The organism is Rhizobium sp. KNZ2-6A, from assembly GCF_056755475.1.
This window is the reverse complement of record NZ_JBNDIC010000025.1, coordinates 1-20,950: the sequence shown is the minus strand read 5'-3', so window position 1 is coordinate 20,950 and position 20,950 is coordinate 1. Positions and strand designations below refer to the sequence as shown.

The 20,950-nt window shown below is 59.7% G+C and carries 17 protein-coding genes; 4 read left to right on the top strand and 13 right to left on the bottom strand.

Going from position 1 to position 20,950, the window contains the following annotated elements; genetic code table 11:
- Position 1: 1 nt before the first annotated feature.
- The 10 genes from ACPYOP_RS17980 to ACPYOP_RS17935 all read right to left on the bottom strand — a co-directional run bounded on the left by ACPYOP_RS17980 (position 2) and on the right by ACPYOP_RS17935 (position 12,720).
- Complete coding sequence (locus ACPYOP_RS17980; RefSeq protein ID WP_481411727.1) at positions 2-925, bottom strand: LysR substrate-binding domain-containing protein; 924 nt, start codon at positions 923-925, stop codon at positions 2-4.
- Between the two features lie 284 nt (positions 926-1,209).
- A complete protein-coding gene (locus ACPYOP_RS17975; protein ID WP_481411726.1) occupies positions 1,210-2,439 on the bottom strand; it encodes an MFS transporter in 1,230 nt (409 codons plus the stop codon).
- 97 nt (positions 2,440-2,536) lie between these two features.
- On the bottom strand, positions 2,537-3,268 hold the full coding sequence (locus ACPYOP_RS17970) for a B3/B4 domain-containing protein (protein ID WP_481411725.1): 732 nt from the start codon (positions 3,266-3,268) through the stop codon (positions 2,537-2,539).
- An 84-nt stretch (positions 3,269-3,352) separates the two neighbouring features.
- Positions 3,353-4,159: an AraC family ligand binding domain-containing protein gene (locus tag ACPYOP_RS17965; RefSeq protein WP_481411724.1), complete on the bottom strand. Its 807-nt coding sequence runs from the start codon at positions 4,157-4,159 to the stop codon at positions 3,353-3,355.
- 105 nt (positions 4,160-4,264) lie between these two features.
- A complete protein-coding gene (locus ACPYOP_RS17960; RefSeq protein WP_481411723.1) occupies positions 4,265-5,242 on the bottom strand; it encodes a DMT family transporter in 978 nt (325 codons plus the stop codon).
- 137 nt (positions 5,243-5,379) lie between these two features.
- Positions 5,380-6,681 carry a DUF930 domain-containing protein gene (locus ACPYOP_RS17955; protein ID WP_481411722.1) on the bottom strand — a complete coding sequence of 434 codons (1,302 nt, stop codon included), beginning with the start codon at positions 6,679-6,681 and terminating at the stop codon, positions 5,380-5,382.
- A 389-nt stretch (positions 6,682-7,070) separates the two neighbouring features.
- Complete coding sequence (locus tag ACPYOP_RS17950) at positions 7,071-7,871, bottom strand: APH(3')-II family aminoglycoside O-phosphotransferase (protein WP_481411721.1); 801 nt, start codon at positions 7,869-7,871, stop codon at positions 7,071-7,073.
- Positions 7,872-7,963: 92 nt separating this feature from the next.
- On the bottom strand, positions 7,964-10,024 hold the full coding sequence (gene rpoD, locus ACPYOP_RS17945; protein ID WP_481411720.1) for an RNA polymerase sigma factor RpoD: 2,061 nt from the start codon (positions 10,022-10,024) through the stop codon (positions 7,964-7,966).
- 449 nt (positions 10,025-10,473) lie between these two features.
- Positions 10,474-11,511, bottom strand: coding sequence for an L-threonine 3-dehydrogenase (gene tdh / locus ACPYOP_RS17940; protein ID WP_481411719.1), 1,038 nt, complete (start codon positions 11,509-11,511; stop codon positions 10,474-10,476).
- 21 nt (positions 11,512-11,532) lie between these two features.
- Positions 11,533-12,720, bottom strand: a complete 1,188-nt coding sequence (locus ACPYOP_RS17935; protein WP_481411718.1) for a glycine C-acetyltransferase — start codon at positions 12,718-12,720, stop codon at positions 11,533-11,535.
- A 263-nt stretch (positions 12,721-12,983) separates the two neighbouring features.
- Here ACPYOP_RS17935 and ACPYOP_RS17930 point away from each other — a divergent pair, with 263 nt between their 5' ends.
- Entirely contained in the window at positions 12,984-13,754 is a 771-nt protein-coding gene (locus tag ACPYOP_RS17930) for an SDR family oxidoreductase (RefSeq protein ID WP_481411717.1), read from the top strand.
- A 39-nt stretch (positions 13,755-13,793) separates the two neighbouring features.
- Here the strand turns inward: ACPYOP_RS17930 and recQ are convergent, their stop codons facing one another.
- Both recQ and dnaG read right to left on the bottom strand, forming a co-directional pair.
- Positions 13,794-15,674 (bottom strand): DNA helicase RecQ, encoded by a 1,881-nt coding sequence (gene recQ / locus ACPYOP_RS17925; RefSeq protein ID WP_481411716.1) that lies wholly within the window; start codon positions 15,672-15,674, stop codon positions 13,794-13,796.
- Between the two features lie 7 nt (positions 15,675-15,681).
- Positions 15,682-17,670, bottom strand: coding sequence for a DNA primase (gene dnaG / locus ACPYOP_RS17920; RefSeq protein ID WP_481411715.1), 1,989 nt, complete (start codon positions 17,668-17,670; stop codon positions 15,682-15,684).
- 567 nt (positions 17,671-18,237) lie between these two features.
- Here dnaG and ACPYOP_RS17915 point away from each other — a divergent pair.
- On the top strand, positions 18,238-18,471 hold the full coding sequence (locus ACPYOP_RS17915) for a hypothetical protein (RefSeq protein WP_481411714.1): 234 nt from the start codon (positions 18,238-18,240) through the stop codon (positions 18,469-18,471).
- Between the two features lie 349 nt (positions 18,472-18,820).
- Positions 18,821-19,729 (top strand): hypothetical protein, encoded by a 909-nt coding sequence (locus ACPYOP_RS17910; protein WP_481411713.1) that lies wholly within the window; start codon positions 18,821-18,823, stop codon positions 19,727-19,729.
- On the opposite strand, the gene ACPYOP_RS17905 is transcribed toward ACPYOP_RS17910, so the two are convergent.
- Positions 19,704-20,156 (bottom strand): GatB/YqeY domain-containing protein, encoded by a 453-nt coding sequence (locus ACPYOP_RS17905; protein WP_149634820.1) that lies wholly within the window; start codon positions 20,154-20,156, stop codon positions 19,704-19,706. The genes ACPYOP_RS17910 and ACPYOP_RS17905 overlap by 26 nt on opposite strands.
- 298 nt (positions 20,157-20,454) lie before the next feature.
- On the opposite strand from ACPYOP_RS17905, the gene ACPYOP_RS17900 reads away from it, so the two are divergent.
- Positions 20,455-20,950: carbamoyl-phosphate synthase domain-containing protein (locus ACPYOP_RS17900; protein WP_481411712.1), on the top strand; the 496-nt coding region annotated here is incomplete at its 3' end.

Below are 20,950 nucleotides of genomic sequence, written 5' to 3'. Positions count from 1 at the left end.
CCTAGGATGAACGGGTTTGCGATAGAAGCCAATTGCGGAACAATGCCGCGGAAGGGTTCTGCAAGGCATTCGGCGGATAAAGAAGATTGTAGCTGACAGCAGCGGGCTGCACCTCGACAAAGCATCGAACCAATTTCTTCTCGGCAATATCGCGCGCGACGAGCGAGCTGCGCACGAGGGCGAAGCCTGCGCCGTCCCGGCAGGCCTGCAGCATATCGGCAAGGGAACCGAACAACGGCCCCTCCTCCACCGCGCGCGCAATATGGAAATGCGGATCAACCTCTTCGCTATTCTCCCCGGTAGTTTGCTCATACCAGCGCTGCCAATCCAGTATCGTATGCCGCATGCCCGCATAGCGCAGCAACGGCGCCGCTTTTATGGCCCAGCGCGGCGGCAGTCGCCCCGAAAGCGCCGGTGAACTGACCACGAATTCCTCGTCCGTCAGCAATTCCTCCTGGACAAGCCCGGCTTCAGCGCGGCCGAGCCAGATCGCCAAGTCCATACGGCCCGGCTGGAAATCCGGACGCTGGTAACCGACAGCCATTTTCACCTCGATTTCCGGGTAACGCTGGCAGAAATCCGGCAGGCGTGTCGCCAACCACTGGCTCGAAAACTCCGGGGTGACCGAGACGGCGACGCTGCGAACCGAAACACTCGCGCGCGCCTGGTAGAGCGCTGTTTCCAGTTCGAAAATCGTGCCAGCAATTGCCGGACGCAGCCGAGCCCCCAGCGGCGTCAGTCTCGCGCCGTTTCGACCACGGTCGAACAACCGCCCTCCGATCCATCCTTCGAGCTGCGCGAGCTGATGGCTGACGGCCGTCTGCGTCTGCCCGATCCGTTCCGCGGCGCGACCGAAGCCACCGGTTTCGGCGATCGCACAGAATGTCTGCAGCACGGACAGCGGTGGAAGCGGTCTCTTTCCCATGAAAATCTCGCATGTATTCGAGCGCAAGGCTTCATTATACACGGTGCCATTTCAGGTGCATCTGTCAATTCTCGAAAGTTTTAAGGTCGAGATCAGATGAGTATCTTTCATGATAACTGCTGCAAGCCGTGGATCACCCGGCTCTTGCTCCAACAAAGCGGTGAAAAACGGCCGCCTTCGAAAGGCAACAGCAAGCGCGACCTCTTGCCCCCGGCAAACAGGCATCTGTTGCGTGATGTTGGGCTGGACGGCCTTGCGCAAGTACATCGAAACGCCAAAAGCCGTTAGCCCCTGAGCGTCTTCACCCTGGTCAGATCCGGGAAAAGCCGCATCCAGAGCAGCACCACCAGGATGGTGCCGAGGCCACCGACAATGCCGGTCAAGACCGGTCCAAGCACGCTCGCAAGCATGCCGGACTCGAATTCGCCAAGCTGGTTGGACGTGCCGATGAAAAGCGAATTCACGGCATTGACGCGGCCGCGCATGGCATCCGGCGTGAGAAGCTGCACCAGCGAACTGCGCACGACAACGCTGACCGTATCGGATGCACCGACAACGAAGAGCGCGGCGACGGATAGCAGGATATTGCTCGAGAGCGCGAAGACGACGGTGGCGACCCCGAAAATCAGCACCGCGAACAACATCTTCTTGCCGACATCCGTCTGCAGTGGCCGCCGCGCCAGCCAGATCGACATGGCCAGCGCCCCGATCGCCGGCGCGGCGCGCAGGAGGCCAAGCCCCCACGGGCCGGCATGCAGGATATCGCGCGCGAACATCGGCAATAGCGCCGTTGCGCCGCCAAGCAGGACGGCGAAGAGATCGAGCGAGATCGTGCCCAGCATGACCGGTCTGCTTTTGATGAAGGAGACGCCGGCAAAAACAGAGTTCAGCGTCATCGGTTCGCGAGACGAAGCCTGTCTTTGCTCCAGGCGGATCGAGATGACATTAATGCTGGCGATGACATAGAGCGCGGCCGAAACGGCAAAAGGCGCAACGGGGCTGACGCCATAAAGCAGGCCGCCAAGCGACGGGCCGATGATGAAGGCAGTCTGCATCATCGAGGTGGAGGTGGCGATGGCCACCTGCAGCAGCGAGGACGGCACGATGTTGGGCAGCAGCGCCGCCATTGTCGGGCGCTCGAAGGCCGTTGCCGCGCCCATGACGGCGACGGCGGCCAGGATCCCGGCGGGACCTATCCAGCGTTGCCAGACAGCCACCGCCAATACCAATGCAGTCAGCGCCTCGATCAACTGGCAGGCAAGACCGATGCGTCGCCGATCGAACCGATCGGCGACATGGCCGACGACGAAGGTCAGGATGACCATCGGCAGGAATTGGCAGAGCCCGACGAGCCCGAGGAAAAAGGCGCTGTGGGTCTGGTCATAGATCATCCAGCCCATGGCGACGGTCACGGATTGAAAGCCTATCGAGGAGAAGACGCGCGATGCCGCAAAGGAACGGTAGCCAGAGTGCCCGAGCACGCTCGGCCGGTCTTGAGTCTGCAGGGTATCCATTGGCTTTCTTCGTCCGCCTGCGCGGATGCGCGGAGACTTGCTTTTCAATCGTTCGAAATTCTATCGGAGCCCCTGCTCTGCCTGAACTCGCGGCTTGTCAACCGCGTTTTTGTCGCCATTCCAAATTCGCTGCAAATGACAGATCAAATCCCGGTGAAGACGAGCTGAGAAGCGCCTGTGTGGCCGTGATCGACCACACGACGGCGAGCTCCGCCGCAATGGCGCCGACCAGCCTTGGAACGTCGCTTCCAGCCGCATCGTGCATCGCCTCGGCGACGATCAGCACCGAGCTTGTGTCGTCACGCACCGCGGACAGGCCGCTCTGCCGATTGGTCCAGCGCCGGGCATGTGCCTGCCCCGCCGTATCCGCAAAGATCACCTCTCTCGATTCCGGGTGCTCCGTCTCGCCGGAAAATGTCAGATAATTTTCATTGCCGTCGGCATGCCGCACTTCGAGATCACCGGATATTTTCGCGAGATCGAGAACGGCGACGGGAACGGCGAAGGCGATCGAAATGGCATTGCAGAGATCGACGAGCGGATGCAATCGCGGCAGCGATCCCTCCTGGCGAAAGCGGCGAAGCAGCGCCTCAGACGCACAGCGATATTGCGTCGGCTTCAATCCCATCTTCGAAAACGTCCGCCGCCAGGCCTGTATTTCCGGCATCTCACTTTCGCTGCCCTGCGCCAGCCGGTCGGCGGCGATCGCATGATATCGCGCGACACGATCCGCGACGTCGACATTGGAACTGATCCCGTCGGCGAATAGCACGCCCGGAACCAATTCGGGAAACTCGCTCCACATCTCGTTCGAATGACGGAAAAACATGGGCATCTCCTTCTACATGATTTTGCTTGGCGCCGTAGAAAGCCCCGTCATCATCGTCCGGTCTTGAACAAAATTGCAGACGTCTCAACCAATAGCCGCGGCATAGGCGCCCGGCGAAAGGCCGAAGTTGCGGACGAAAAGGCGCGTCATGTGGCTCTGATCGGCAAAGCCGCTGGCAAAGGCCGCTTCCGCCAGCGATGTGCCGGCGGCAATCAATCGCCGAGCCTCCTGAATTCGACGCTGCAGGAGATAGGCGTGGGGCGTGAGCCCCGTTGCCTTGGTGAAGGCTCGCAGGAACTGGAAATGGCTCAGACCGCACAAATCGGCGAGTTGAGCAAGGGTCAAAGGGGCGGCAGGCTCGTCATCGATCAGATCTCGTGCACGGCTGATGGCCGTGGGAACCGCAACGTCACACGAACTGCCTGGCCCTTCGCGCATCACGGCGGCCACAAGCGACAGCAGCAAACCATCGCGCAAGAGCATGTCCTGCGATGGCCCACTTATCATGAGCGAAAACAGGGTTTTGAAACACGCAGCCGTCTCACTGTCGCGGATGACGGGCGACGGGAATTCCGCCGCTCCAAACCGGCCCTCGCCGATGTCGCGCAACAGATCGTCGATCAGCCGAGGATCGAAATAGAGCATGGACCAGGCGCGGCTCTCGCCGACAGGCATGCCGTCATGCACCTCGTTCGGGTTGACGCTGATGATGTCCCCGGCCTCGGCCCGCACCATCCCTCGCCCGCTGAGCGAAGCCTGTGCGCCCGCCTCGATAATGCCGATGCCGAACTGATCATGCGTATGCTTGGGAAAGCTGTGGCCCGTTTCGGCACTGACCGCCTCGATGCCAACGACGTGGGAACGATATATCCTGAACTGATCGGACTTCATCCATATCGCCTTCCCATGCCCCCGATATCGCTGCAGCGATGGCAACGGCGCGTATCATCTCCTTTGAACGGCAATGATTGCGCGCTCGCAACCAGGAAGCAAGGCTCACGTGCCTCCGGCTGCCTTGTCATCCTCTGCCGTCACCAGTGCCGCCTGCGTGTTGCCGGCGACAGCGGGTGGCAGCGGCGTGCCGCGCTTGCGCTCCCGCGCCAGTGTCAGCAGGCCGGAGAAGATGATGAAAACGATACCAATGGCCATCGGCATATCGATGCTGTCGTTGAACAACAGGTAGCCGAAGGCGATCGCCCAGAGCATCTGGCTGTACTGCGGCGGCGCGACCAGATTGGCGGGCGCCATTTGCGCGGCATTCAACAGCAAGACGCTGCCGACGGCGCCAAGCAGGCCGTAGCTTGCCAGAAATATCCACTGTGTCGGCGTGGGCATCATGACTTCGGAGAGCATGAGAAAGCCGCTGACGATGAGCGTTCCGAAGAGGCCGGCCCCGTAAAGCGAAATGCGTTTCTCCTTCGAGCCGAGCGCGCGGTTGATAACGATCGAGATTGCCGCCGCAAGGCCGCCGATCGCCGCGCAGAGATGCCCAACCGAGAGCTCGCGAAAGCCGGGACGCAGGACGATCAACACGCCGACGAAACCGAGAATGACGGCCGTCCAGCGCTGCCAGCGCACATCTTCCTTGAGAAAGATCACCGAGAGAATTGTGACAAAGGACGGCAGCAGAAACAGCAGCGCAAAGGCTTCCGCCATCGGCAGCTTGGTGAAGGCGACAACGGAGCAGATGGCGCCCGTCGCGCCGCAGACGAAACGCAACAGCCACAAGGGACGGTTCGACGTCCTCACCATGTCAAGCCACTCGTCCTCCCGCTTCTTCAGGAAAGGCACGGCGGCAAAGCCGAACAGCGCGCCGATGAAAGCGACCTGATAGGAGGGGATCACCCCATGCAGGATCTTGATCGACGCATCGCTGAAGGCGAAGACGGCATAGGACGCGAATGCCACAAGGACGCCACGCAGGGTGGAGCGACTTGCGGCCGCAGAGCTGGAATCGGCTGTAATCGAGGACATCGGAATCGTCGGAAAGTGCGATGGGAGGACACTGAATCAGGCAGATACAGGCAATTGTATGATGAAATGGACTGAATTTCGATTGGGTTGGGAATAAACTATTGTTTCAACGCGACGACGAGGGCGCTTCTCTAGGTTCAATTGCCTAGGAAGCGTGCTTGATCCATCTGGCTCGGGGAAATGCGCCCCCTGTCCGTGTAAGAAAAAGCGACAACCTTTAGCGCATCGCCATCCACTTCGCAGGTAAATGCAACTCTCCGCCAGCCATTGGGCGCCTGAACTGCAACCCCATCGCCAAACAAGCTAACATCAGAGAGCATTGCCGAGGACAGCGCGGAGTTATTATAGCCTACCGCACCGAGATCATGACGAAACTGTAACAGCTCCTCAGAATTGCAGAGATATCGTACCCGATCACGCCGTGGCAATTTCTTCCAGGCGTCATAATCACTCTTCGACAAGCGGGCCATCTCGGCACCCGAATAGAGCTTCTTAGCCTGAACAGCCCGCTTCGGCACAAGAGATTCAGGCCGCGGGGGCTCGGTAACCAATGCTGTGCCGCCTTCAGTCAGACTGCCCTGGCTGCTCGAAGCAGATTGACTGTCAGCACTCTGCTGTGCCAGCGATGGCCTGACCGTGGGAACGACAATCTGCGGCGGGTCTTTCGCCTCATCCTTAGCCTGCTCGGCCGGAGACTGCTGCTGCGGATCGGATGACGGCGCTTGGGCGGCCGCTTGTAGCTGTGAATTATTGGGATCGGTCAACGACGCTTGCGGTTGCTGCACCTGCGAATCCGAAGGCTGATTGGTCGCCAGGACATCGGGTGCGGTGGAAGAGGCTTGAGCGGCCGAGTCGCTTGCCGGCGGTTGGGCAGCATTTGCTTGCTGATCCTTGGCGTCAGCTTGCTGTTGGGCTTCCTGCGCCTGTTGTGCCGCCTGGGCTTGGGCCTCAGCCTGCGCAGCCGCCTGAGCCTCCGCCTGCTGTTCAGCCGCAGCATCGTTCGGAGGTGTTGGAGGGGTATCGTCTTTCGACTGTTCCGAAGCGTCCGTCTGCTGCGTGGTGTTTGCGTCCTTCTGATCGCCCTTCATGTCCGGAAGCGGAGTCTCGGTCGCAGAGGGCTGCTGCTCCGTCTTCTCGACGGGCTTGTCAGCGCCGGGATCATCAGGTTTGGGCTCAGACTTCGCCTGCTCTATCGGCTTATCAGCCTTGGTCTCGTCAGGCTTGGATACGGGCTTCTCCGCCTGCTTCTTGCCGTTGGGATCGGATTGCTTTGGCGGCTGCTCGTCCGCCTTCTTTCCCTCAGGCTGCTGCGGCTCCTCTTTGGCTTCGGCCGTCTGCTCCGCCGGCTTCTCGTCAGGTTTCGGCGTCGGCTTGGGAGGCTGGTCGGGCTTCTCGTTCGCCTTCGTCGCAAGCTCCTGCCTTTCCTCCTGCTGCGGCACCAGCTCGACATTGACGCTCTGCTCGGGCTTTGCCTGCGGCGGTGCCGGCAGTAGCGGTAATAGAAAAATCGCGACAAACAGGACGTGCAGAAGGATCGACAGGACAAAGCCCGGCCTCATCTCCTTTTCCCGTTTTTCCGCAAGCCTTTCCATCGTTCAGCAGATGGCGCGCGAAGAGAAAGCAATCAAGAGGAAATTGCACATCGATTCATTCGATCCTTGCCGGTAAACAGATCAGACGACGTTCAAGCCGCTGACATATGGTATCCGACAACACGCCGCGAAAGAGGCATCTGTCCAAATCGAACTTGTCAGGCCGCCGCGCGATCCGCAATGGCGCAAAAACAAACCTGCGTGATCACATCTGGCGAAGACAGGCTCATCCACCGTCAAAAGAATTCATCCAGCAGCCGATAGTAAGCCATTTTTTCCGCCTGCGGTTCGAAATTTCCATAGGCCTTCAAAAACTCGGCAACCAATTCCCTTCCGAAATTGTATTCGATGCTGCCGCAGGCAAGCGCGATATCCTGATGCCGATCGGCAACGCCGAGACGGCCGCAATCGATATAGCCGCTGAATCTATCGCGATCGACTACGAAATTCGGAAGGCAGGCATCGCCATGCGTCACGACGAGATCCTCCATCGCCGGTCGCCGCTCCTCAAGCTCCCGGAACAGATCCTGTGCGGTTCGTCCGAGCCTCTGCTCATCGAAATCATCCTCATCGACACGGCCGGCAAGCAAGCGTGCTTTCGCCTCGGATATCCTGTTTTCCAATCGATGGTCGAAAGGACAGGTGTTGATGTCGATGGCATGCAATCGCCGCAAAGCGTCCGCGAGAAGCCGCACACGCTCCAGCGGCGACACCAGCTCCGCGCTGACGAGATCGCCGCCGGGAAGCGCGCCCATCAAAAGCCATTCGCGTTCGTCGTCCTTCTCGTGAGCAATGATTCCCGGGCAGGCAAGGCCCTGCGAGGCCAGCCATCGCAGCCTGGCAACCTCGCCGGCCAGCTCACCCAGAGGATCGACCATCTCGGTCTTGAGATAGACCTGTGCGCGTCCAGCGGCCTCAAGCCCAAAGACATGTGCAGAGGAACGGCCGAGCGCATCCTGCCGCCATTCATATCCCGCCAACAGATCGCACAGGCGAGCAGGGATGGATGTTTCCATGAATTGCGGCTTGCTTGCCATGATCAGCCCCTTCCCTTGATGGCCATATCGTCAATAAAAAGCCCGGCTCGCTTTCACGAACCGGGCCTGATTTCATAAGCTGCCGATGCAACTCAGCTGTCGAGGAAGCTTCTGAGCTTGCGGCTGCGGCTCGGATGCTTGAGCTTGCGCAGCGCCTTGGCCTCGATCTGGCGGATACGTTCGCGCGTAACCGAGAACTGCTGGCCGACTTCTTCGAGCGTATGGTCGGTATTCATGCCGATGCCGAAGCGCATGCGCAGCACGCGCTCTTCACGCGGCGTCAGTGATGCCAGAACGCGGGTCGTCGTTTCGCGCAGGTTCGCCTGGATGGCGGCGTCGATCGGCAGAAGCGCATTCTTGTCCTCGATGAAATCGCCGAGATGCGAATCTTCTTCGTCGCCGACAGGCGTTTCGAGCGAGATCGGCTCCTTGGCGATCTTCAGAACCTTGCGCACCTTTTCGAGCGGCATGGCGAGCTTTTCGGCCAGTTCTTCCGGCGTCGGCTCGCGGCCGATTTCGTGCAGCATCTGGCGCGACGTGCGAACGATCTTATTGATCGTTTCGATCATGTGCACCGGAATGCGGATGGTGCGCGCTTGGTCGGCGATCGAGCGGGTGATTGCCTGACGAATCCACCACGTGGCATAGGTCGAGAACTTGTAGCCGCGGCGATATTCGAACTTATCGACCGCCTTCATCAGGCCGATATTGCCTTCCTGAATGAGGTCGAGGAACTGCAGGCCGCGGTTGGTGTATTTCTTGGCGATGGAGATGACGAGGCGCAGGTTGGCTTCGACCATTTCCTTCTTGGCGATACGCGCTTCGCGCTCGCCCTTCTGCACCATGTGAACGATGCGGCGGAATTCGGAGATCGAAATGCCGGTTTCGGTCGCAAGGTTCTGGATCTCCTGGCGGATATCCCGAATGGTGGTGTTCTCGGCCTTGGCGAATTCCTTCCAGCCACGAGCAGCCAGATTGCCGATCGACTTCATCCAGTTCGGATCGAGCTCGGCACCCTGATACTGCTCCAGGAAGCTGTCGCGCTTGACGCCGTAGGATTCGGCAAGACGCAGCAGCCGGCCTTCGTTCTGAACCAAACGCTTGTTGATGTCGTAGAGCTGCTCGACAAGCGCGTCGATGCGGTTCTGGTTCAGCGACAGAGACTTGACCGACTTGACCAGCTCATCCTTAAGTTCCTTATAGCGGCGCTCCTGTGCAGAAGACAGCGTGCCGGAAGCCGACAGGCGCTGCTCGACCTGCTGATCCTGCAGCTTGCGCAGCTTCTTGTAGGTTTCGGCAATGATATCGAGCGTCGTCATCACCTGCGGACGAAGCTCGGCTTCCATCGCAGCGAGAGAGAGGTTGGATTCGTCCTCGTCCTCTTCCTCCTCCTCGATCGGCAGGCCTTCGCCCCCGACATTGGTGATGTCGTCGTCGCCGGACGGCGCGCGGCCACGGCGTGCCTTTTCCTTCTCTTCGGCAGCCTTGCGGTCAGCCTCGATCTTCTCGGGGCTCTGGAACTGCGGCGCAGCCTTGGCCTCGGGACCGGAATAGGTGGTTTCGAGATCGATGATCTCGCGCAGCAGCGTTGTGCCTTCGTTGAGTTCGTCGCGCCAGATAATCAGCGCCTGGAACGTCAACGGGCTCTCACAGAGGCCGCCGATCATGGTTTCGCGGCCAGCCTCGATGCGCTTGGCAATCGCGATTTCGCCTTCGCGCGACAGAAGCTCGACGGAACCCATTTCGCGCAGATACATGCGCACCGGGTCGTCCGTGCGGTCGGTCGGCTCTTTCTTCTTGGCGGTGGCAAGCGCCGAACCCGTGGAAGGCGCCAGTTCGCCGCCTTCGCTGTCGTCGTCGCCGCCGGCATCGTCGTCATCGCTTGGCGCGGCGCCGGCTTCTTCGACATCCTCATCTTCGATAACGTTGATGCCCATGTCCGACAGCATTGCCATCGTGTCTTCGATCTGCTCGGATGTCACCTCTTCGGACGGCAGGACGGCATTGAGCTCGTCCATCGTCACGTAGCCGCGCTTCTTCGCGGCCTTGATCATCTTCTTGACCGCGTCATCGGAAAGATCGAGAAGCGGGCCGTCGGAGGTGCCGTCGCGTTCGACTTCAGCTTCTTCGTTCTCTTTGACCTTGGTTGCCATCTCTATATCGTCGCTTTCCCTGACGCTGCAAACTTACACGCGGTGAAACATTCACTCTGACTGGCGCGCCCTGCACCAGCCGCGATTCACCGACGAACACCTAACGGAATGACCTTTAATGCCCGATTAACCACGATCACCGCCACCGGAGTGCAAAGCTGGATTGCGTTTGGATTTCCGGCCATGATATTAGGTGATCCGCTTGCTCCAGTTTACCGTTCTTTCCGAAGTTAAACGGTGATTCCCAGAATTTTAGTTCTCGTCAAGCTTTTCCAGCAAAAAAGCCCGTTTAATGCGCGAAAAAGCCTTATCCACAGGCTTAGCGCGCCGCAATCAATTGTTTCCCGTATTTAGGAAGTCCCCGCACGATGACAAGAGCATGCTGAACAAAGCCTCACATTTCCGGCATCGGCAGGTATTGCCGACACCGGAATTGCGTTCAAATGGCATCAATTCCAGTCCATTACAACCTTGCCGGAGTTGCCTGAACGCATGGCTTCGAAGCCATCGCGAAAATCATCGATAGCTATACGATGGGTGATGACTGGCGATACATCGAGACCACCCTGCACGAAGGCGATCATCTTGTACCAGGTCTCGAACATCTCGCGACCATAGATGCCCTTCAAATTCAACATTTTGAAGATGACCTTGTTCCAGTCGATCTCGAAGCCGGCCGGCGCGATGCCGAGAATGGCGATTTTGCCGCCATTGTTCATCTTGTCGATCATGTCGCGGAAGGCGGGAGCCGCACCCGACATTTCCAGACCGACGTCGAAGCCTTCGGTCATGCCGATGGATTTCATCACATCGGCGAGGTTCTCCTTGGAAGCGTCAACGACGTGATCGATACCGACCTTGCGGGCAAGCGCCAGCCGGGTCGGATTGATGTCGGTGATGACGACCTTGCGCGCGCCGGAGCGCTTGGCGACCATCGCCCCCATGATGCCGATCGGCCCAGCGCCAGTGACGAGCACATCCTCGCCGACCAGATCGAAGGAGAGCGCGGTGTGGACCGCATTGCCGAACGGATCGAAGATCGCGGCGATTTCATCCGGGATATCGTCGGGGATCGGCACGACGTTGGATTCGGGAATACAGACGAATTCACCGAAGGAGCCGGGACGGTTGACGCCGACGCCGAGCGTGTTGCGGCAGAGATGTCCCCTGCCGGCGCGGCAATTGCGACATTTGCCGCAGACGATGTGCCCCTCGCCGGAAACGCGCTCGCCGACATGATACTTTGTGACGGCCGAGCCGATTTCGGCAATCTCGCCGCAAAATTCGTGGCCGACGACCATCGGCACGGGAATGGTCTTCTGCGCCCATTGGTCCCAGTTCCAAATGTGGACATCCGTGCCGCAGATCGCCGATTTCTTGACCCGAATGAGAACATCATTCGGCCCGACTTCGGGAACCGGAACATGTTCCATCCACAGCCCGACTTCCGGCTTGGATTTGACCAGCGCTTTCATCATGTTCGACATGATCGGCTCTCTCCAACCAATTCAAATGATTCCAAGTTCTCTGCCGGCCTCCGCGAAGGCCGCGATCGCTCTTTCGACATCCGCTTTCGAATGAGCGGCCGACATCTGCGTGCGGATGCGCGCCTGGCCCTTGGGCACGACGGGGAAGGAAAAGCCGATGACATAGACGCCCTTCTGCAGCATCAGCGCCGCCATGTCCTGCGCGAGCTTCGCATCGCCGAGCATGACCGGTATGATCGCGTGATCGGCACCGGCCAGCGTGAAGCCAAGCTTCGTCATCTCGCTGCGGAAAAGTTCGGCATTACCCTTCAGCCGCGCCCGCAGGTCGGCGCCATTCTCGATCAGATCGAAGACCTTCAGCGATGCTGCGGCGATGACAGGTGCCAAGGTGTTGGAGAACAGATAGGGACGCGAGCGCTGCCGCAGCCACTCGACGATCTCACCTCTGGCGGAGGTATAACCGCCGGAAGCGCCGCCGAGCGCCTTGCCGAGCGTGCCGGTGATAATGTCGATCCGGCCCTCGACGCCGCAATATTCGGCCGATCCTCGACCATGCGCGCCGACGAAGCCGACCGCGTGGCTGTCATCGACCATGACCATCGCGCCATATTTCTCCGCCAGGTCGCAGACGCCACCGAGATTGGCGATGATGCCATCCATGGAGAACACGCCGTCGGTCGCGATCAGCTTGAAGCGGCTCCCTTCGGCCTTCTTCAGCTCCTCCTCCAGCGCCGCCATATCATTATTGGCGTAACGGAAGCGCTTCGCCTTGGAAAGACGGACACCATCGATGATCGAGGCATGATTAAGGGCGTCCGAGATGATGGCGTCCTCTTCCGACAAAAGCGTCTCGAACAACCCGCCATTGGCATCGAAGCAAGAGGAATAGAGGATCGTCGCCTCCATGCCGAGGAAAGCCGAAATCCGTGCTTCGAGCTGCTTGTGCTCTTCCTGCGTGCCGCAGATGAAGCGAACCGAGGCCATGCCGTAGCCATAGCGATCGAGCGCCTGCTTTGCCGCCTCGGCAAGCTCATCATTGTCCGCCAGGCCGAGATAGTTGTTGGCGCAGAAATTGAGGACGCGCCCGCCGCCGAGGACAGCGATTTCACCGGCTTGCTTGGAGGTAATGACGCGCTCGGCCTTGAAGAGCCCGGCTTCTTTCAAGCCGGCAAGTTCGCCGCGCAGATGGGATAGGAATTCTGAGGTCATTGTCGCATTCCAATGCTGGTCACAGTGCCTGACTAACCAAGAAATAACATAGGATTGGGCCTCTTGCTGCATCCAGCAGCGGCAAAAATGCGCAACGCCGTGGCGTCCGCACGATAGGGTGCGGGTTCGATATTATCTGTCGGAATGAGCCGGACACGCGCAACTTCCAGGCCCGGTCTCGTCGATCCCCATTGCAAAAATTACTTGACTGAGTCCACTATTATGCGAGAGATCGACCTTCATTATGTGATAAGGCGAAATCCATGAGTTTATTGTATAGATTTTCCCTCGCGGGACGAGTGGCTCTCGTTACCGGCGGCGGACGAGGTCTTGGCTTTGAAATGGCGAAGGCACTTGCCGACGCAGGAGCGCATGTCATCGTCAATGGACGTACGGCCGCAACGCTGGACAACGCCGTGGAAGCCATTCAAGCAACTGGCGGCTCCGCCGAAACCGCTGCTTTCGACATTGCCGACCGCGAAGCACAGCGCGCGGCGATCAGCGACATCGAGAAAAATCACAATCAACTCGACATATTGATCAACAATGTCGGCGCCCGCGACAGGCGTTCCCTGGCCGACTTCGACGACGAGGCGATCCTCGCGTTGCTCAACACGGATCTCGCAGCCTCGATCATGCTTTCGCGCGATGCCGCCCGCCTGATGAAGCGAAACAATCATGGGCGGCTGATCTCGATCACCTCGATCAGTGGGCAGGTCGTCATGCCCGGCGACTGCGTCTATCCCGCTGCCAAGCAAGGGCTGACCGGCCTCATGCGGAGCATGGCCGTAGAATTTGGCCCGCATGGCATCACTAGCAATGCCATCGCCCCAGGCTGGTTCGCAACCGAAACCAACGCCGCGATGGCGGCGAATGAAGAGCTGATACCCTTTGTGCGCCAACGCATCCCCGTTCAGCGCTGGGGACGACCGGACGAAATCGCGGGTGCCGCGCTGTTCCTCGCCAGCGACGCGGCCTCCTTCGTCAACGGCCATATCCTGACCGTCGATGGCGGGATGACCGTGCGGATGTAGCGGGAAGACCGCAGCGATTTCATAGGCGACCGAACGATATCACCGCCCGGCGACATTCGCGATGACAGAGAGGAACGCATCTCCATAGCGCTCCAGCTTCGACTGCCCAACGCCCGATATCCCCAGCAGATCCTTCCGGTTTTTCGGCCGCTCGGTCGCAAAGGCGATCAGGGTCGTATCCGGAAAGACGACATAGGGCGGCACGCCCAATTCTTTGGCAATCCTGGTACGCTCGGCACGCAAAGCATCGAAGAGGATCTGCGCCTCGCCCGAAAGCCCATGCGCCTGCCGCTCCTGTCGGCCTGCCTTCTTGTTGCGACGGCCCGGTTCAGGCCGATCCTTGCGGAAGAAGATCTGCCGCTCGCGTTTGAAGACCGCCCTAGCCTGCTCCTCGAGCTTCATGGCGCCGAAGGCGGTGTGATCGATGCTGATGAAGCCGCTCGCCAATAATTGCCGGAAGATCGATTGCCAGGTGCGGGAGGGGATCTCCTTTCCGGCGCCGAAGACCGGCATGTCGACATGGCCGAAACGTTCGGTCTTCTCATTGACGGTACCCATCAGCACATCGATGACATGGCCGGTGCCGAAACGCTCGCCGGTGCGATAAACGGCGGCGAGTGCCTTGATCGCCGCTTCCGTGCCATCCCAGGTCTCCACGGGCTTGAGGCAGGTATCGCAGTTGCCGCAACCGCCGGCATGCGCTTCGCCGAAATGCGCGAGGATGGACTGCCGCCGGCAGCCAGCCGTTTCGCAAATGGCGAGCAGCGCATTGAGCTTCGCCCGCTCGACGCGCTTGATCTCCTCGGACGCGGCGCCCTCATCGATCATTCGCCGCCGCTGGATGGCGTCTGCCATGCCGTAGGCCATCCAGACATTCGAGGGCAAGCCGTCACGCCCGGCGCGGCCCGTCTCCTGATAATAGGCCTCCACCGAACCCGGCAGATCGAGATGGGCGACATAGCGCACATTCGGCTTGTCGATGCCCATGCCGAAGGCCACCGTCGCCACCAGGCACAGGTCTTCCTCTTTCAGAAAGGCATCCTGGTTGGCGTCGCGAAGCGACCGGTCCATGCCGGCATGGTAGGGAAGCGCGCGAATGCCCTGCCCGTTCAGCCATTCGGCCGTGTCCTCGACCTTGGCGCGCGAGAGGCAATAGACGATGCCGCTGTCGCCGCGATGGCCATCGAGAAAGCGCAGCAATTGCTGGCGCGGCTGATCGCGCTCGACAATCTCGTAGGCGATGTTCGGGCGGTCGAAGCTGGTGGTGAAGACCTTGGCATTGTCGAGAGCCAGCCGCTCGATGATGTCGTCGCGTGTATGCGGATCGGCCGTTGCCGTCAGCGCGATGCGAGGCACGCCGGGAAAAAGCTCCGCGAGCCTGCCCAGATCCCGATATTCCGGCCTGAAATCATGCCCCCATTGCGAGACGCAATGCGCCTCGTCGATCGCAAAAAGCGCGATCCTGGCTTTGCCGAGCATCTGGCGGAAGCCCTCTGTCGCGATGCGTTCCGGCGTCACGTAGAGAAGATCGAGCGTGCCTGCGGAAATAGCGCGATAGACTTCGCTCGCCTCCTCGCGCGACAGTGAGGAATTCAAGGCGGCGGCGCGGATGCCGAGCTGCTTCATCGCCTCTACCTGATCCCGCATCAGGGCGATCAAAGGCGAAACGACGATGCCGACACCTTCGCGGCAAAGGGCTGGGATCTGGAAACACAGCGATTTTCCGGCTCCGGTCGGAAACAGCACGACCGCATCGCCGCCGGAAACGACATGCTCGACGACTTGCTGCTGCTTGCCGCGAAAGGCGGAATAACCGTAGACGCGCTTCAGCACATCGAGCGGCGCCGGCGCATCCATGCGGTCGCCGAACAATACGTCGTCTGCGGAAAATTGCGGCTCTTGTCTTTCAGGCTGTGGCATCTATTCCCTATTTTCCAGCGGCACCTTTGACGCGGCCGGAAAGCACGCCGAAGCCATCGATGATCGCCTCCTGATTTTCCAACCTTATCGCTTCGAGCTGAACTTCCTGCAAGGCGCGCATCAGCTGCTCGATCAGCTCGCCGTCACCGTCTTCCGTTGCCTCGGCAATCGCGCCCTGCAATTCGATCTTGTGCCACCGAAGCGCCTTGGAACGCTTGTGAAGCGCGAGCGCCTGGCGGTAGCCTTCGCGCGCGTCTTCCATGGCGGCCTCCTCGGTCGCCGTCCACAGCCGGGCATTGCGGACCTGCTGGTCGAGGCTCTTCAGCAAGACGCCGAAGCCCTGCTCCTCCAATTGCTCGACCAATCGCTCGCGGACGAATTGCGGCCCGACCATGGCGGCCGCGATCCCGAGAACCGCCGACCACAGGCGCTGCAATTCCCGGCTCTCGTAATCGATCGCGGCAATCTCGTCATATTCGTCCTGCAACAGCGGCGGATGATTGACGATGGTCAAAGCCAGCACGCTTTCGCGAAGACTCGGAATATCCTGATGTCCCTTGATCATGGCCGAACGCTGTAAGCGATCGGATGCCGTCGTCGGCATTGGCGGAGCACCGCGCGCCTGTCCGCCGCGACCGCCGAAAGAGCGGCCATTGCCGTCGCGCGAGAAGCCGCGCGCCTGCTGGCCACCGTTTCGCTGGAATTGCGGCTGAAACAATCCGCTCAGCCGCTCGCGCATGTTCTGCTGATAGTGACGGCGAACATCCTCATCCGCGATGACGGAGACGATGCGCCGTAGCCGCGCTTCCAGCTCCGCCCGCGCTTCCGGCGTTTCGAACGTGCCGCTCCCGGCTTCCCTCGCCCATATCAGATCGGCCAGCGGCTTTGCCTGCGCCAGCACCTTGTCGAAGGGCGGGCGCCCGTCATGCCGGACGAGATCATCCGGATCCTTGCCGTCAGGCAGCAGCGCAAAGCGCACGGTGCGGTTCGGCTTGATATGCGGCAACGCCAGATCGGCGGCACGATTGGCGGCGCGGATGCCGGCGCCATCGCCGTCGAAGCAGAGGACCGGCTCCGGCGTCATCTTCCAGAGAAGATCGAGCTGGTTCTCGGTCAGCGCCGTACCCAGTGGCGCAACCGCATTCTCGACTCCGGCCTGATGCAGCGCGATGACATCCATATAGCCTTCGACGGCGATGATGGTGCCGGCGCCATCGGCACCCTGGGCAGCACGGCGCGCGCGCGTGAAATTGTAGAGTACATTGCCCTTGTGAAAGAGCTCGGTCTCGTTGGAGTTCAGGTATTTCGCCGGCGCATCGGCCGACATGGCGCGGCCGCCGAAGGCGATCACCTTTTCTCTGGAAGAGAGAATCGGAAACATGATGCGGTCGCGAAAGCGGTCGTAGGAGACCGGCACGTTCTCATGCACGACGAGGCCGCAGGCCTCCATCTGGTCTTTCAGCACGCCCTTGCCGGCGAGATGTTCTTTCAGCGCATTGCGGATGTCGGGCGAATATCCCAGGCGGAAGGTCTCGATGGTGCGCCCACTGAGGCCGCGATCACGCAGATAGGCCCGCGCCCGCGCGCCATTGGCTGTCTGCAGCTGATCCTGGAAAAACTGAGTCGCCATCTCCATGACATCGAGCAGCGACGTGCGTTCCTTTTCGCGCTTGGCCTCCATCGGATCGGCAACCGGCATGGGAACGCCGGCCATATCGGCAATCTGCTGCACCGCCTCCGGAAAGCTCAAACCCTCCAGCTCGGTGAGAAAACGGAAATGGTCGCCCGTGACACCGCAGCCGAAGCAATGATAGCGCCCCTTGCGATCCTCGCAGTGGAAGCTCGGCGATTTCTCGCCATGAAAAGGGCAGCAAGCCCAATAATCCCCGCGCGGCACATTGGTCTTGCGCCGATCCCAGGTCACACGACGACCGATCACGTCCGAAATCAAGACGCGGTCGCGAATCTCGTCGAGAAACGTATTGGAAAATCGCATGGCTACCTCTGGCTTGCCCCATATAAACAGGAATGAGAGGCATTGCCACGCTGCCTGGATATCCACACACGGTATTCACAGGCCTTTACCAGAGATTGCCTTCCCACCTTTGCGATCACAACTCCGTGAACAGCCATCCGCTTTCGCCTCTTCTTCAGGCGCCCCGAATGCCGCATCCGACCCTCGGAAGATAAAGCAATTGCCTCCTCCGCAGGGAGGATTCGACCTCTCAGTGAGCGACTGAGTAACTGGTTGGTACGCGAAAATCCACGAGAAAGCAAAGACTTGCACAGCCTGAAGTCGATCCGCGCAAGCAAAACACACGCAATGGACAATCAATGGGTGCAAAAGAGCTGCACATAGGCGACACTCTCCGGCGGCGCATTTACGGCATTGTTCGTAAGCCAAACATTATTTTTTTGTAATTTGATTGTTGATGTGCGGCGCAATAGCGTCCTTCTCACGGGGCGAGACAAGCCGGCGAAGAACTGCTTCGCGACGCGACATGCCGAGACGCTCCGACGAACGGAAAGCCAACAGTACAGGGCTTTCAGTTTAGGAGAGGAAATGCGCATTCTGATCGTACCCTTGGCAGCCGCAGCCGTCTTCGCCACAGCTACCTACAGCTCGGCCACGATGACCGGCGGCGCTGACGACAAGAATGTACTCTATGCCGGTGCTGGATATCAGTTGCCGGCGGATATGAAGGTCCCTGCTCTCACGGCAGGCGTAAAGATTCAAATGTCCGGACTGCCGTCGCAGGCATTGGCCCTGCCCCAGGAAGTCAGGATCCTCAGATAAGTTCACCAGATACTCAGGTGGGGCACCATCCCTACCCCCGGCGCCGCCCCACCTGAGTGCCTTTGCAAAAGACGTTTGATTTTTGGGCCCCACCCTGCGTCATCAAACGCCTGCAAAGCGCAAGAAGGCAGGAGCTCCCCCAGCTCCTGCCTTCTCTAATTTCGGGCCACCCCCAATTTCACGAAACAAGAGCAATCAGCTGTGTTGCGGAAACATTCTGGTTCCGCATGCGTGAGTATCTTGACGCAACAATCTCGATGAATATCTTTTATTATCTTCGCATATGCGATCTTAACGATTATCTACTCAGACATTTTAGAATTTTGCTCAGTTCAACGGAGACGGCTACATGTCTTTATCCGCAAAGGAACTTGCTCAAGACCCTGATTTTTTCACGGAAATCCTCAGTTATACTAGAGAAATAATATCCACTTATGATGAAAATCAGCGTGTATGCTCTGTTTTTTCTTCGCAGCAGCGCTGGCTGATGGCGCTCGCCGGGTTTGGTCTCCATTGCGGCGGCATCGACGGCGAGCCGCCCGGCATCCATGCCAGCCGTTTTGCCCATTATATCGTCGAGCATGAGATCGCCAGCCGCAATACGGCGCTCAGTTTCATTCGGGAGATGCTGGCACTCGGCTTCCTACGCTATCTGCCCGCCGCGGCCGATCGGCGGGCACGGCCGATGCAGCCCACGGAAGCGGCCGCAAAGCAGCTTGCGAAGTGGGTCAGCATTCATCTCTCCGTGCTGGACCGATTGGATGGCGGCAAACGCAACGCCCTGTTTGACAAACAACCGGAACTCATCGGCCTGCTGCAGCCCGAAATCTCCGTCGGCATCATCGAGAGTGACGACCTGCGCCACCCAGGAGAAACTTTTAATCTGTTCACCTGGGCAAATTCCGGCGGCATCATCATGGACTACCTGATTTCCCGCGTCGGGATGATCAACCCGACCACGCAGAAAACGATCATCGGGCGGGTTGCCTTCACGGACCTCTGCAGCCGGTTCCTCATCTCCAGAACCAATGCAAAGCGGCTCATGAACAAGGCCATAAAAATGCAAAGCGTCGGATGGACGGGACCTTCGGGACGGAGCCAGCTCTGGCTGGCCAACTGTTTCATCCAGGAATATTGCAATTATCAGGTGGGAAAATTCGCCATCATAGACGCCGCCTGGCAAAACACCCTCGGCCTGCGGCGGACCGGCATGCCGAGGGTGAAGCAGAATTTTACTTCAGCAATTCCTTCAAGATAGCCGAGGCCTTCGCGAAATCCATCTGGCCGGCGTAGCGCTCGCGCAGGGCGGCCACGCACTTGCCCATGTCCTTCAGGCCCTGCGCGCCAAGTTCCGCAACGATCGCGACGCAGATCTCGCGCACCTTTTCTTCGGAAAGCTGTTCGGGCATGAAACCCTGGATGACGGCGATTTCCTCGCGTTCCTTGTCAGCCAGCTCGGGCCGCCCGCCGTCGATATAGATCTTCACCGATTCCTCGCGCTGCTTGATCATCTTGGCGAGCAGCTGCAGGATTTCATCCTCGCTCGCCTGCTCCTTGCCGAGGCCGCGATTGGCGATGTCCTTGTCCTTGATGGCCGCAAGGATGAGACGAACGGTCGAAAGCCTCGCCGTATCCCTTGCCTTCATGGCGTCCTTCTGGGCGTTGGAAAGGGTTTCGCGGATCATGTCTTTAACTCCTTGAAGCAGGCCGGCGAGGATCGATCCGGCCACTTGTGTCATGTTGTTGTCTCTTAGACCAACAGGGTCGATCAATGCAATTGCGCCCGAGAGCCCGAATTCCTTGATGGGAAAGCAAAAGCGCGCATTGACCGGCTCGCCTTGTTTAGCTATGTCCATCACCTGCACATTAGATCGATAGGAAGATCTCAAGCCGTGACGCGCGTCGCCGGCTGTACCTTGCTACAAACATGGCGGAACCGCCGGTCTCTTCAAGGCCGCGCTCGACGCCGGAAACGGGATGACTATGACCGCCACAGCCCCATGGACCACTGAAAAGCCGACTGCCCTCCTCGTTCTCGCCGATGGTACCGTGATCGAAGGCAAGGGCATCGGCGCGACCGGCAAGGTCCAGGCCGAAGTCTGCTTCAACACGGCGCTGACGGGTTACGAAGAGATCCTGACCGATCCCTCCTACCTCGGCCAGATCGTCACCTTCACTTTCCCGCATATCGGCAATGTCGGCACGAACGACGAAGATATCGAAGATCTGACACCCGCCGCCCGCCACGGTGCCGTCGGCGTCATCTTCAAGGCCGATATCACCGATCCCTCGAACTATCGCGCCGCCAAGCACCTCGACCAATGGCTGAAAGCGCGCGGCATCATCGGCCTCTGCGGCATCGACACGCGCGCGCTGACCGCATGGATCCGCGAGAACGGCATGCCGAACGGTGTCATCGCCCATGATCCGAACGGTGTCTTCGATATCCAGCAGCTGCAGGCGGACGCCAAGGCCTGGA